Raw genomic sequence first — 14,273 nt, 5'->3', positions numbered from 1 at the left:
ATAAACACGAACGGCTTCTGCGATACCCATGAGTTTAATCAATCGACCGATGGCCAAGAAATCCACAGGCCAATCATTTTCACCTCGAGTGGCACGCCTGCTGCGGGAATCGATTTGCTTGATTCTGACAGGAGCGGCACTGTATCTGATTTTGATATTCTTCAGCTATCATCGCGGCGACGCAGGTTGGTCACACAGCGGGGATTTCAACCAGATCCATAATGCCGGCGGTCATGTCGGTGCTTGGTTGGCTGATTTATTGCTCTATCTGTTTGGCACCTCAGCATGGTGGTGGGTGGCTTTCTTTTTATCAGCCGTTGCCTGGAGCTACCGCCGCATCGACACGGCAGGTATTTTCGACCGGCATTCGCTAGTGCTTTCTGCAGCTGGTTTTCTGCTATTGCTGACAGCCAGCAGTGGACTGGAATCATTGCGTTTTCATACTCTCAATGTATCGCTTCCTTTGATGCCCGGCGGCATGCTGGGAAATACCATCAGCTATTATCTCTCGCGTATTCTCGGCTTCACCGGCGCAACGCTGACGTTGCTCATACTGATCGCGATTGGCTTCAGTCAATTCACCGGTTTGTCATGGGTGCGATTCGTTGAAAAAATTGGCGAAAATATCGAAAACTTCTGCTTATTCATTCAAAATAGCTGGCAAACCCGCCAGGACAAGTTCGCAGGACTGATCGCCTCGCGGATGCGCGATGAAATCGTTGAGAACGAGAAAAAACGTATCGAAGACAATCGCCAGCTTCATATTGAATTACCTACCACGACGATCGCCAAATCGCCGCGCATCGCCAAGGAAAAGCAAACCCCGCTGTTTTCGGATTTGCCGGATTCTCCGCTACCGCCTTTGCATTTACTGGATGAACCTGACAAGGATTTTGAAATACTATCCAAGGAAACGCTTGAATTCACATCCCGTTTGATCGAGCGCAAACTCAAGGAATTCGGCGTCGAAGTCAAGGTAATCGCCGCTTTTCCAGGGCCCGTGATTACGCGCTATGAAATCGAACCGGCAATCGGCGTGAAAGGTAGCCAGGTCATCAGCCTGATCAAGGATCTGGCGCGCGCATTATCCGTTGCCAGCATCCGCGTGGTCGAAACGATCCCTGGCAAAACCAGTATGGGACTTGAACTTCCCAATCCCAAGCGGCAAATCGTGCGGCTGCAGGAAATTCTCAGTTCCCAGGCGTATGCAGATTCCGCCTCTCTGCTCACGATTGCGCTGGGTAAAGACATCAGCGGCCGCCCGATCGTGTCGGATCTGGCGAAAATGCCACATGCATTGGTGGCGGGAACGACGGGATCCGGCAAATCGGTTGCGATTAATGCAGTGATTTTAAGCCTGATCTACAAAACGCCCCCGGAGCAAACCCGCCTCATCCTGATCGATCCCAAAATGCTCGAATTATCGGTTTATGAAGGCATTCCCCACCTCCTCACGCCCGTGGTGACCGATATGCGCGAAGCCTCCAGCGCACTGCGCTGGTGCGTCAATGAGATGGAGAGGCGCTACAAACTGATGTCAGCGCTCGGCGTGCGCAATCTCAGCGGTTATAACCAAAAAATCCAGGAAGCGCTCAAAAAAGAAGAACCGCTGTTGAATCCGCTGAACGCAGCCGAAGCAGAACCGGATTATCTGGACGAATTGCCGCTGATCGTCGTGGTGATTGATGAGTTAGCCGATCTGATGATGGTCGCCGGCAAGAAGGTCGAACATCTGATCGCACGGCTCGCTCAAAAAGCCCGCGCCTCCGGTATCCATCTGCTGCTGGCGACGCAACGTCCGTCGGTGGACGTCATCACCGGTCTGATCAAAGCCAATATTCCCACCCGCATTGCCTTTCAAGTCTCGAGCAAAATCGATTCGCGCACCATACTCGATCAGATGGGCGCCGAGGCGCTGTTAGGCCAGGGCGACATGCTGTACCTGCCGCCGGGCAGCGGTTATCCGCAACGAATTCATGGCGCTTTCGTCGCCGATCATGAAGTGCACAAGGTCGTCGAATACCTGAAAGAACATGGCGAACCGTGCTATATCGAAGAAATTCTCAGCACCGGTGAAGAAGACAATGACAATAGCGACGCTCCCGAAAGCAAGAAATCGGCGGAAGGCGAAGCCGATCCGCTGTATGATGAGGCCGTCGCGATTGTCGTCAAAACCCGTCGCGCATCAATTTCTCTGGTGCAACGCAATTTACGCATCGGTTATAATCGCGCCGCCCGAATAATCGAAGAAATGGAGCGCGCCGGATTGGTTTCATCGATGCAAAGCAACGGCAATCGCGAAGTGCTCGCGCCCGCACGTGGCGAATAATTTTGTTTGGCCCTATGCGCGCTTCTTCCCTCAACTCTAAGGCAAACCCAATGATTCGCCATTATTATTTCATTCTTATGCTATTGATCAGCAGCTTGCTAGCACCCCAGGCAAATGCTACTGCGATCGGCAGCCTGAAAAGCTTCATCCATGACACGCGCACCGTCCGGGCAAATTTTTCGCAAACGTTGTATGACAAAAGCGCACGCACATTGCAAGAATCGAAAGGAACGATGCTATTCGAACGTCCCGAAAAATTCCGCTGGACTTACGAAAAACCCTATGAACAGCTCATCGTCGGCGATGGCAAACAAGTATGGTTTTACGACCAGGATCTCAACCAGGTCACGATACGGCCCTTCAACATCGCCATTGGCAGCAGTCCCGCAGCGCTCCTCGCAGGCAATAGCGCCATCGAGGACAATTTCGAACTGACCGAACTGGGTGTACAAAATGAGCTCGAATGGCTCGAAGCCATTCCGAAAAATAAGGAAAGCGTATTTGAATTCATTCAGATGGGCTTTTCACCGGATGGCACGCTGAAAATCATGGCGCTGCGTGACAGTTTTGGGCAAACGACGGTACTGGCTTTCTCCGAATTGGACAAGAATCCCCGCTTGCCGGCAGATTCGTTCACATTCACGCCTCCGGCCAATGCGGATGTCATCAGTGAGTGATGCTGACTTATTTTCATCCACGCAATCCCCTTCCCCACATATACCGCTGGCTGAACAGCTACGCCCCAAGCAGCTCTCAGACGTCATAGGACAACAGCATCTGCTCGGCCCGGGTAAGCCGCTGCGCTTGGCCTTCGAAACCGGCAAACCGCATTCGATGATCCTCTGGGGTCCGCCTGGCACAGGCAAAACCACGCTGGCACGCATCATGGCTCATGAATTCAATTGTGAATTCATATCATTATCCGCGGTTCTATCCGGTGTTAAAGATATCCGCGCGGCCATAGAACGCGCTGAATTGACTCTCCAGCAAAGCGGACGCCACACCATCTTGTTCGTCGATGAAGTCCATCGCTTCAACAAAGCACAGCAAGATGCATTCTTACCGTATGTGGAGCAAGGATTGATCACGTTTGTCGGCGCCACCACTGAGAATCCGTCATTTGAAGTGAATAACGCGCTGCTGTCACGCACCCAAGTGTACGTGCTCACTGCTTTGTCGCAGGATGAACTGTCTCAGTTGTTTGAACGCGCCGTCAGCCAGGCGCTGGGTAATGTGGAATTTTCCGATGAAGCGCGGCAGGTCATCATCGAATTTGCCGATGGCGACGCCCGGCGTCTGCTGAATCTGCTCGAACAAGTCCAAACTGCCGCCAGCGCCGCAGCGCTGACACATATCGATAAAACCACCACCCTGAATGCATTGTCCCAAAATACGCGCAATTTTGATAAAGGCGGCGACGCGTTTTACGACCAGATTTCCGCATTGCACAAATCGGTTCGCGGCTCTTCTCCCGACGCGGCGCTGTATTGGCTGTGCCGCATGCTCGATGGCGGGGCCGACGCGCTGTATATCGGCCGGCGCTTGATCCGCATGGCCGTTGAAGATATCGGCCTGGCCGATCCGCGCGCGCTTCGTTTGGCCCTGGATGCCTGTGAAACCTATGAACGCCTCGGCAGTCCGGAAGGCGAACTGGCGCTGGCGCAAGTCAGTTTATATTTGGCCTGCGCGCCGAAAAGCAATGCGGCTTATCTGGCTTACGACAAAGCGCGTGCTTTCGTTGCTCGCGATCAATCACGCCGCGTTCCGATCCATTTGCGCAATGCGCCGACCCGGGTCATGAAAGACCTCGGCTACGGCAAAGACTATCGCTATGCGCATGATTATCCGGACGCATATGTGGCCGGCGAACAGTATTTTCCTGACGGCATGCCCGAGGTCAACTTTTATGAACCGACTGGCTACGGGCTGGAACAGAAAATTCAGGAGAAATTGGCGCATTTACGTGCTTTGGATCAACAAGCAAAGCGTAAAATATAGATTTTCAATGACCCCGGCTATTTGGAGTTTGCATGCTAGACATTCAACAATTACGCAGTGATCTGGACAACGTCACCCAGCAACTGGCTAAACGAGGATATGCTTTTCCTGCGGATGCATTCAATGCTCTTGAGGCATACCGCAAAAAAATTCAAACGCAAACCCAGGAATTGCAAGCGCAACGCAATACGGTTTCGAAGCAAATCGGCCATGCCAAAAGCAAAGGTGAAGATGTCTCGGCAATCATGGCCGAAGTAGCCCATCTGGGTGATGCGCTCAAGGATGCTGAGACGCAGTTGGAACAGATTCAGGAACAATTGCAGAAAATCCTGCTCGAAGTGCCCAATTTGCCACATGCCAGCGTGCCTGAAGGCAAGGATGACACGCACAACGTGCAAATTCGGCGCTGGGGCGAGCCACGGTCATTCGATTTTGCGATCAAAGATCATGTGAGCATCGGCGAAGACCTCGGATTATTGGATTTCGAAACTGCGGCAAAGCTCAGCGGCGCACGCTTCAGCCTCATGAAAGGCGGGCTGGCGCGCCTGCACCGCGCATTGGCTCAATTCATGCTCGATACCCATACTCAGGAACACGGCTATATCGAAACTTACGTGCCCTATCTGGTCAATCGCGACAGCCTGCGCGGCACCGGCCAGTTGCCGAAGTTCGAAGAAGATCTGTTTGCCGTGCACGCGGGCGGCGCAGGCAACGTTGCAACCGGCAATACTGCCGAATTTCATCTCATCCCAACCGCAGAAGTGCCCATCACCAATATGGTGCGCGATGCCATCGTGCCGCTCGAGGCGCTGCCGTTGAAGTTCGTGTCGCATACGCCGTGCTTTCGTTCCGAAGCCGGCAGCTATGGCCGCGACACCCGCGGCCTGATACGCCAGCACCAGTTCGACAAAGTGGAACTGGTGCACTTGGTGCATCCGGATCATTCCTACGACGCGTTGGAACAATTGGTCGGCCACGCCGAAAAAATCCTGCAGAAACTTGAACTGCCCTACCGCGTCATGGCGCTTTGCACCGGTGACATGGGCTTTTCAGCCGCAAAAACTTATGACATCGAAGTCTGGCTACCGGCGCAGAATACTTACCGCGAGATTTCCTCATGCAGCAACTGCGAAGGTTTCCAGGCGCGGCGCATGCAAGCCCGCTTCCGCAACGAACAAGGCAAAACTACGCTGCTGCATACGCTCAATGGCTCAGGTCTGGCGGTCGGCCGCGCGTTGGTCGCGGTGCTCGAAAATTATCAGAATGCCGATGGCAGCGTCACGATACCCGCTGCGCTGAGGCCTTATATGAACGACATCGATCAACTGGCGATCGGCAACGTCAAATGAATCTTTTCACATCGTGATGTAGACCAGGAAGTCAGTCGAATGAAAACACCTCTGTCGGATTATAAAAGCAGCGACAGAAATATCCCGCAACAATAACTCAGTCACGATCTTCGCCACCCAACTCGGTGGCGATATCGTTGATCATCTGGCTCAATTCACCGCTCATGATCGCAAAATCGCTGATGAACAGTTCTTCCGCGCTTTCGGCCGATTCCTTCAGAATATCCTGCGGCGCAATTCGCCGCAGTTGTAACGTGTCGTGCAGCACGAATGAAATTTTGCCATCCCAGGTCATCGCCAGTTTGATGACTTTCTTGCCGGCGCGGATATGCCGGGTAATTTCTTCGGTATCGAGCACGTGACAACTGTAGCGGATGATTTCCTTTTCATCGGTCATGCCCTGCAATTCGCAATCGCGGTCGATGGTAAAGGCCGACGATAATTCATCGCCCGACAACCAGCGCGTCATCATCGTCGAGGGCGACACTTTGGTCTCGAACGGCGCCAGCGTGATGCCGCTGTTCGACTTCAGCAACAATTGCACGAATTCTTCCGCTTTGTTGGCGCTCGCCGTGTCGATGATCAGCCGGCCCGCCAAGGCATCGATCCACGCATAGGTTTTATGGCGTTGCGCAAAAGCGCGCGGCATCAATTCGATCAACGCCGCTTCCTTAATATCCCGGATCTGCTTCTTGCCGGGCTTATAACCCTGCATTTGCTCGATTTTCTGCAACCGCTCCTTGGCCTGCTGATTGACCACCGACGCCGGCAATATTTTTTTCTCCACCCCCATCGCGATCAACCACTGCTGACCCTGCACATGCACAAAATTGTCCTGCTCGTCGCGTGGCGTCATCCAGCCCTGGCTTTGCATCTCCATTTGCAGACAAGGCTGCAGCGCATGCTGGGACAATGACTCTTCCAAACTGATCGGTGTTATATTGCCACCGGTGATACGATAGATATGCAGATTTCTAAACCACATGATTGAATTCCATTAACCGGTTGATGAAGTTGTATTCTGAATGACATGAAAAAAATCTATTCCGCCAGCAATCTGATGGAAGCGCAGATAGTACTGGATCTGCTCGAACACGCCTATATTCCGGCGAAAATTTTTAACCAGCACGCGCAAGGCATGGCCGGAGAAATCCCCGTCCACCACGCCCGCCCAGAAATCTGGATCATCCGCGACGACGACTACGACCGCGCCAGGCAAGTCATCGAAACGTATGAAAACACGCCGATCAACAACGCCCATATTCACTGCCCATCCTGCGGCGAGGAAAATCCAGCGAATTTCCAGTTATGCTGGAAGTGCGGGGGTGGGTTGGAGGTTGCTGAACGTTGCCAATCCTGAGTGGATTCTGCCTTCTGACCTGATCTTCACCCGGTTTGCTGTTGCAACCATTTTCTTCCCTTCGCGGTTAATCGATAACGTTGTGTGGGACTGCGTGGCGAATCAGGCTGCGTGCGTTCAATCCAGTTCTCTGCCAATGCCGGATTCAGATAATTCTCCCGAAAAGTCGGGCGATGCACGAGTCCCAAAGCCTGCATCAGCTCATTACCATTTAATTCTCCGCTCCCCATAACTTGAATAAGTTTTGCTACTTGATCGGTTACTTGATCGGTTACTTGGTCGGTCATTTGATGAATATCGACCGCCTCGCGTATGGCAGCAAGTAACTTGCCAAGCATATACTCGACGAAAGGTGTCGCATCCGCTCGCTCATCCGCTGCCGCCAAGGCTTGATAATAACGTTCTTGATGCTCCCTAACCATCGTCTCCACCGACAGATAAGCCAGCAAAGCATTCCAGTCGCGCAAAATCAATGTTTGCCACAGCCGTCCCATCCGGCCATTGCCGTCGGCAAAGGGATGAATAAATTCAAACTCGTAATGAAAGACACAACCGGCGATTAGCGGATGTTCGGTAGTCGTTGCAAGCCATTCCAGCAAATCGGCCATCAGTTGAGGTACCCGGTTGGCGGGCGGCGCCATGTGTACCAACTGTTTGCCCTGGAAAATACCGACCCCGCCGGAACGATAGCATCCGGCTTCATCCATCAAACCTCGCATCAACAGCTCGTGCGCCGACAGCAAATCCCGTTCGGAATTAGCACGCCAATCCTCCAATGCCTCATAGGCGGCAAAAGCATTACGCACCTCCTGAATTTCGCGTGGATGACCCAGCACCCGCTTACCTTCGATTACGGCGGTCACCTGCTCCAGCGTCAGCGTATTGTTTTCGATGGCCAGCGAAGCATGGATAGTACGAATACGATTCTCCCGCCGCAATCGTGGCGTCAGACTCTGTTCAGCCAGCACGGTGTAGCGGCCGATCGTTTCGCTGATTGCAGCGACCAAATTCACGATAGCAGGGGTAATGGTGTAAGGCGGTTGGTATTTCATGAAATCTCCCGGTATAAGGAGTCACGAAACACGCGGAAGACATGAGAAATGAGAACCACGGCAGTATGGAACGAGTAAATCAATCCGCCTTCCCGTTCACTAACTTGTTACATTCTGCTACGACATATTCTGGGATTGTGTCGAATTTAGCGGGGTCAAGCTGATTAATGAATTCATTCTCGATGTGGTAGGTTTCATTTATGAACTTCTGAATCACCGAATTTTCAACATCAAGCCCTATCAGGCGGAAAATCTGAAGCTTTTCATACCCATTTGCGGATGCATTGTATAGTACCCTTAGAGTGTTCAGATCACCGACTCGATTTAAAAGTTGTGGGTATGAAAAACCATCCAGATGGCTTGATATTTCAGTGCAGCCACTTTCGAATTTGGCAGGCTCCATTTCTGGGTGATTGTCTTCTTCATCTTTCGGCTCACGGGTATCAATACCGCGCCCCTTGTCGTTTCCTTTGTGTAATAGGTTTGACAACACCTGATAGGCGTCACCCTTATTGTCGGCAATCTCAAAATGTCGCCTTAGGTAGATTAATTTGACGATATCGTCTTTTTCGGAAGCAAGGGCATTCTTACAGATTTGGAAAAAGGTCTGTATATCATCCTTGCATATATCGCATTCGCTAATTTGGCCAGCCGCCAACCTTAGAAATGACGCCGATGTCTGATTATTAAACATTTCAGCCAGTGACTTGATGGTATCGATAACAGGTTCCACATCATGAGTAAGCATCAAAACCGTTTTATTCTTCAGGCATGAATCGGTTTTCCGGCGGAAAAGCATTTCGAGGATAGCGTACTTTTTATTTTTATCGAATGAGGAAATTGGATCATCTAGAATGATCAGATCTGGCTTTTTGGCCAGGCACTCATACATGAAAAGCACAATAGCAAACGCATTCTTTTCGCCAAAGCTGAGATGTTGATTACCACCACTGAGGTACTCTCCGTGATCGACATGCCTCAATTTCAGTTGAGCTTGTTCGCCTTCACCGGCAATCTCAACCTCATAGCGGTATCCGGCATAGGCAAGAAATTCATTGATGTCTTTCTGATGCCGCTCAATGGTTTTCTTCATTTCGCTTCGTTGTTGATTGATCTTGCCCTGAAGCTGCCCTGCTTGTTCGATAACTGCGTCTATGGAAGCATTTATCGGAGCTATGGCACCCTGCATTTTGTTTGATTTAAGTTCGGAAAAAAACTGCAAATCGAGTTTGTATGCAGGCAGTTTATCGGCGACTTTTTCACCGTCTTTGAACTGGAATGCGGAAAGCGTTCTGAGCCTTTCCAGCTTTTCGGTAAAATTGTCGATCTGAGTTTTCACCGTGGCAAGAAATGCCTCATGCTCTCTTTCAATTCCTTCCTTTAGAACAGTGATTGCTGTCAGCTTGTCTCTGGCTTCATCAGAAAAGAAATCGCCAAGCTTTTTGATCACATCAATGATAGCAATTAGGTTCTTGATGATGTTTTTATCATATTCCTGCCCAATTTTTTTGATCTGATCCCTCTTATCGACTGCATGTGATGTGCAGAAGGGACAATTGTCCGACAGTTCTACAAATTCATATCCCTTGGTTTGCCAGTCGATCCAGCCCACGCTGTTTTGACTCTGAATAAACGGAGTGTAGGATTCTAACCCTGCAGGAACATACTTGATTTTGTTTTCGGCAGAGAATGCTTTCATGCCGGCAGACCTTTTATCCAAACCTGTTTTGCTCAATTTGAAGGCATTTCCCATTTCCTTAAGAGTATCCATCAAAAATTCTAATTCTTGATTTTTGGAAAAAAGCTGCTTGATATTGCGAACCAGTTCCTCTATTTCCTGCTCTTTCTGTTTGTAGGCATCGGTTCTGATAAAAATATCGAAGCTGTTGCTGAGGAGTTCGTCAGGCTTGAAAACAAACTGACTGACATACTCCTCATTGAAGCACATGATACTTTTGAGCGCTTCTGCCCCCTTGACTTCCGGCTGCTTGTTCTCTGGGTTTTCTTTTCTGAGTTTGAACGGCATGAGTTCGCTCAGTGAGCCTCTCGCTTTAGACCGAGCAATATCGCTCTTGCAATCGTGCTTTTGCCGGTTCCATTAGGCGCGAATTTGATATTTAATCTCTTCTCTTCCAGCGAAATGACTGTCAAATCAATATTGTTGCAGTTCTTAATCTCTATCTGAATTTCGCCCATGTTCGCTTCCTTTCGCATTTTTCGTGTGCTTCACGGTACACAACTTCCGTATCACTCGCGACTCCCTAAACCGGTAAAAAAATTCGCGATAAATCCAATTCCCCCTTGGATACCCGCTTGCCTAGGGCACCGTAGCGACTTTCCAGATCAGTAAGACTCTCGGCCTTTTTGATACTATTGATCAATCCGACGATACAATCACACACACGTATATTCTACTTCTCCTCCACAATACGATCGTCTTTCAAAACCACAACCCCCGCCCCAATACGCCTAGCTCGTTCACGAGCTCTTTGAGCAGCTCGTTTCATGGCAATCTCGGCTGCAGCTAGATCCGGGTCGCGTTGTTTTTGTTTTTTGCTGGAATTTACAGTCTGGTTTTTCATTCATTCACTCTTTCATCGATCAGTCTTGGTTCACTGCCGGAATTATCATACAGCGCCCATTCGTTAACGATTGGTTTATAAAGATTGGAGAAATTCCGCAACCCTGCCGTGAAACGCCGTCGGATCACCGGCTCTGGAATATTGTGACCACCTTCGCGAACCCGTTGCCGGACTCGGGCAACCGCCAACTCCGGAGACAACAATTGAAGGAAAAACAATTTGACGATATAGCCATCGGCTTGCCATTCCGGAATCAACCCGGCATATATTCGGCCACTCAAAGTTGTTTCAAAGGCAAAATTTTCACTGCGCCGGGCATGATTGAAAATTTCTTCCAGCATCAATCTACCTGCCCGGAAAGCTGCCCGTTCCGGCTCGAAAGGAGCCAATCCGGCCGCAATGAGATCGGCGTTGATAAAGGTAGGACAGGCTGCTTCACGGGGGAGAAATTCTTCCGCAAAAGTTGTTTTTCCTGCGCCATTGGGTCCGGCGATAATGATGATTTTTTTCTCGGGATTATCATTCACGCTTCAAGCTCCAATTCGACCTCACCAATGAATCGCATCGATAACGGCGATATTAACATTCATCCAAAGTGTATTTCACTATTCCTCGATCAGGCATGACTTCAGAATAGACATGCATCCCACAGGCTCGACCAACTTTACCCGGTCTAATCCATTGCGATCCCTTAGCCACATGGTTTACCATTCTTTCCCACACTTCAACGACCGAAACACATTCCCATGCTGCCATCCATCGAACAACGCCTTGCCACCGAGCTTGCCGTCAAAACCTCACAAGTCCAGTCCACCGTGCAATTGCTCGATGATGGCGCGACGGTGCCGTTCATTGCGCGTTACCGCAAGGAGGCGACCGGCGGATTGGATGATGCGCAGTTGCGGGTGCTGGCGGAGCGGTTGCATAGTTTGCGCGAGCTGGAGAAGCGGCGCGCGGCGATCATTACGGCCATTGAGAAGCTTGGCAAGATGACGCCGCCATTGCTCGATGCGTTGACGCATGCGACGGATAAGGCATTGCTCGAGGATTTGTATCTGCCGTACCGCAAGAAGCGCCGCACCAAGGCGCAAATCGCGCTGGAGGCTGGATTGCAGCCGCTGGCGGATAGTCTGTTGAATGATCCGCGACTCGATCCACTGGCCGAAGCGGCGAAATACCTGAAAGCGCCGTTCACCAGCGAAGAAGGCGACAATCCCGGCGTGGCCGATGCGGCGGCTGCGCTGGAAGGCGCGCAGCATATCCTGATCGAGCGTTTTGCCGAGCATGCGCCGTTGCTGCAAACCTTGCGCGATTACCTGCGCGGGCACGGCGTGCTGACCGCCAAGGCCGTCAAAGACAAAAAGGACAGCGATACCAAATACACCGATTATCACGATTACAGCGAAGCGATCAGCAAAATTCCGTCGCACCGGGCGCTGGCACTGTTGCGCGGCGAGCGCGAAGGCATGCTGAAGCTCAAGCTGTTGCTCGACACTGAGCTGGAGAACAAACCCCGCGATGTTTTGCTGAATCCGTGCGAACTGATGATCGCGCGAGCATTCAACATCCGCGACCAGAAGCGTGCGGCGGATGGCTGGCTGATCGATACCGTACGTCAGGCCTGGCGCACGAAAATTTTTGCACATTTGGAAACCGAATTAATGGGCAATTTGCTCGAACGCGCCGAGACCGAAGCCATCAAAGTATTTGCGCAAAACCTGAAAGCGTTGCTACTCGCTCCACCAGCCGGAACGCGCGTGACCATCGGGCTCGATCCCGGTTTGCGCACCGGCGTCAAAGTCGCTGTCGTGGATGCCACCGGCAAAGTGCTCGACACCACGGCGATCTATCCGCATGCACCGAAAAACGACTGGGACGGCGCACTGCACACATTGCGGCAACTGGCAGAGCGGCACCAGGCATCGCTGATCGCCATCGGCAACGGCACCGCGTCGCGCGAAACCGATCAACTGGCCAAGGAGCTAATCAAGCGTCATTCACAACTCAAACTGACATCGATCATGGTGTCGGAAGCCGGGGCGTCGGTGTATTCGGCGTCCGAATTGGCCTCCGAGGAACTGCCGGACCTCGACGTATCGTTGCGCGGCGCAGTGTCGATCGCACGGCGCCTGCAAGACCCGCTCGCCGAACTGGTCAAGATCGACCCGAAATCGATCGGTGTCGGTCAGTATCAGCATGACGTCAATCAAAACCAGTTGGCACAGTCGCTCGATGCGGTGGTGGAGGACAGCGTCAATGCCGTCGGGGTCGATGTCAACACGGCATCACCGGCCCTGCTGCGCTACGTCGCCGGATTGAACAGCAAAATCGCGCACAACATCGTGGCCTATCGTGACAGCAAGGGCCGGTTTGGCCAGCGTGCCGAACTATTGAAGGTGCCCAGCCTGGGTGCCAAAACCTTTGAACAGGCGGCCGGATTCCTGCGCATTGCGGACGGCGACAACCCGCTCGACGCCTCTGCCGTGCATCCGGAATCGTACTCATTGGTTGAGCGCATACTGCGGGACGTCAAATTGAACGTTGCCGCGTTGATCGGCAACACGACCGTGCTGAAAGCCGTTCGCCCGGAGCAGTATACCAATGAGCGTTTCGGTTTGCCCACTATCAAGGATATTTTGCACGAACTCGAAAAACCCGGCCGCGATCCGCGCGCGACATTCAAGACCGCAACCTTCAAGGAAGGTGTTGAGACGTTGCAAGACCTGCATCCCGGCATGGTGCTGGAAGGCGTGGTCACCAACGTCGCCGCGTTCGGTGCGTTCGTCGACATCGGCGTGCATCAGGATGGCCTGGTGCACATCTCGGCGCTGGCGGATCAATTCGTCAAAGATCCGCACGCGATCGTCAAGGTCGGCCAGGTCGTCACCGTCAAGGTCGTTGAAGTCGATGAAAAACGCAAGCGGATTGCGCTGACGATGCGATTGAAGGACAGAACCAGCTCGTGAGTGCCTGATTCGGCATAAACTCATCATTATCATATCCATAGCCAACTGAAAACGATTTCAATTCGGCGCCCCACTTCCTGTTACTCCCTCCCCGTTGTAGTCATCCTCCTACAATTTGGATATTTATCCCATTAAAATGAGTAAATTACGAGCATTCTATGAGTCAAATATCATCTATCAAGCCAAAATCAATTCTGCTACTCTGCCTTTCCTGATGGCCGCCGACCTCAGGTTCAATCCATAAACTGAAACAAGCATCACGCGGCACGCATGAGATTCACCAGATCGCACAAGTAGTAGCAAGTCAATGAACAAAAATAATTTTTTCTATTACCAAAGGATATCAAAATGACTACCAAAACAATCAATGGCACGGATAGTAATGATACAGTAACGATTACGGACAGCACGCCAGCCCCTGGGTTTGACGTCAATCTCAATGCGGTACCGAGCGGCCCCTTTAGCGATGACACGCTGGTGATAAATGGCAGATTCGGCTCGGATACCATTAACCTGGCCGGGCTGACGGCTGCTTCCGGCGTAACGAGCGTTACTATCAGCGGCGGTGGTAATGACGATAATTTAACCGGTAGCGCACTCGCCGACACCTTCATCGTCAACGGCACCGGTGAAGGGC

General features: G+C 51.6%; 13 protein-coding genes. 7 read left to right on the top strand and 6 right to left on the bottom strand.

What is annotated here, in order from left to right:
* The first annotated feature begins 28 nt into the window (after positions 1 to 28).
* Genes ABF87_RS13190 through serS form a run of 4 tightly spaced genes read left to right on the top strand, consistent with a single transcriptional unit; the run spans position 29 to position 5,676 of the window.
* Positions 29 to 2,329: a DNA translocase FtsK gene (locus tag ABF87_RS13190; protein WP_160829583.1), complete on the top strand. Its 2,301-nt coding sequence runs from the start codon at positions 29 to 31 to the stop codon at positions 2,327 to 2,329.
* A gap of 50 nt (positions 2,330 to 2,379) precedes the next feature.
* Entirely contained in the window at positions 2,380 to 3,006 is a 627-nt protein-coding gene (lolA, locus tag ABF87_RS13185; protein ID WP_160829582.1) for an outer membrane lipoprotein chaperone LolA, read from the top strand.
* Complete coding sequence (locus tag ABF87_RS13180; protein ID WP_240143685.1) at positions 2,990 to 4,327, top strand: replication-associated recombination protein A; 1,338 nt, start codon at positions 2,990 to 2,992, stop codon at positions 4,325 to 4,327. The genes lolA and ABF87_RS13180 overlap by 17 nt, the downstream gene beginning before the upstream one ends.
* A gap of 32 nt (positions 4,328 to 4,359) precedes the next feature.
* Positions 4,360 to 5,676: a serine--tRNA ligase gene (serS, locus tag ABF87_RS13175; RefSeq protein WP_160829580.1), complete on the top strand. Its 1,317-nt coding sequence runs from the start codon at positions 4,360 to 4,362 to the stop codon at positions 5,674 to 5,676.
* A gap of 97 nt (positions 5,677 to 5,773) precedes the next feature.
* Here the strand turns inward: serS and ABF87_RS13170 are convergent, their stop codons facing one another.
* Positions 5,774 to 6,661 carry a recombination-associated protein RdgC gene (locus tag ABF87_RS13170; protein WP_160829579.1) on the bottom strand — a complete coding sequence of 296 codons (888 nt, stop codon included), beginning with the start codon at positions 6,659 to 6,661 and terminating at the stop codon, positions 5,774 to 5,776.
* A gap of 45 nt (positions 6,662 to 6,706) precedes the next feature.
* On the opposite strand from ABF87_RS13170, the gene ABF87_RS13165 reads away from it, so the two are divergent.
* A complete protein-coding gene (locus ABF87_RS13165; RefSeq protein ID WP_160829578.1) occupies positions 6,707 to 7,036 on the top strand; it encodes a DUF2007 domain-containing protein in 330 nt (109 codons plus the stop codon).
* 26 nt (positions 7,037 to 7,062) lie between these two features.
* Here ABF87_RS13165 and ABF87_RS13160 read toward each other — a convergent pair whose 3' ends face one another.
* From ABF87_RS13160 to ABF87_RS13150, 5 genes are all read right to left on the bottom strand, one after another.
* A complete protein-coding gene (locus tag ABF87_RS13160) occupies positions 7,063 to 8,088 on the bottom strand; it encodes a Fic family protein (RefSeq protein WP_160829577.1) in 1,026 nt (341 codons plus the stop codon).
* Positions 8,089 to 8,167: 79 nt separating this feature from the next.
* A complete protein-coding gene (locus ABF87_RS13155) occupies positions 8,168 to 10,114 on the bottom strand; it encodes an AAA family ATPase (protein ID WP_205012705.1) in 1,947 nt (648 codons plus the stop codon).
* An 8-nt stretch (positions 10,115 to 10,122) separates the two neighbouring features.
* Positions 10,123 to 10,284, bottom strand: coding sequence for an AAA family ATPase (locus ABF87_RS14845; RefSeq protein ID WP_205012704.1), 162 nt, complete (start codon positions 10,282 to 10,284; stop codon positions 10,123 to 10,125).
* A 215-nt stretch (positions 10,285 to 10,499) separates the two neighbouring features.
* Entirely contained in the window at positions 10,500 to 10,670 is a 171-nt protein-coding gene (locus ABF87_RS14690; RefSeq protein ID WP_164503244.1) for a hypothetical protein, read from the bottom strand.
* A complete protein-coding gene (locus tag ABF87_RS13150; protein ID WP_160829576.1) occupies positions 10,667 to 11,197 on the bottom strand; it encodes an AAA family ATPase in 531 nt (176 codons plus the stop codon). Before ABF87_RS13150 ends, ABF87_RS14690 begins: the two co-directional genes overlap by 4 nt.
* A 219-nt stretch (positions 11,198 to 11,416) precedes the next feature.
* Between ABF87_RS13150 and ABF87_RS13145 the strand changes: the two genes are divergently transcribed.
* Positions 11,417 to 13,636 carry a Tex family protein gene (locus ABF87_RS13145; RefSeq protein WP_160829575.1) on the top strand — a complete coding sequence of 740 codons (2,220 nt, stop codon included), beginning with the start codon at positions 11,417 to 11,419 and terminating at the stop codon, positions 13,634 to 13,636.
* Positions 13,637 to 13,984: 348 nt separating this feature from the next.
* On the top strand, positions 13,985 to 14,273 hold a 289-nt coding region (locus tag ABF87_RS13140; RefSeq protein WP_205012703.1), incomplete at its 3' end, for a hypothetical protein.

It is taken from the genome of Nitrosomonas sp. JL21, assembly GCF_009833095.1.
In the GTDB taxonomy this organism is placed as follows: domain Bacteria; phylum Pseudomonadota; class Gammaproteobacteria; order Burkholderiales; family Nitrosomonadaceae; genus Nitrosomonas.
Note: the sequence above shows the minus strand (reverse complement) of the source record. Positions and strands in the feature narration are given on the sequence as shown.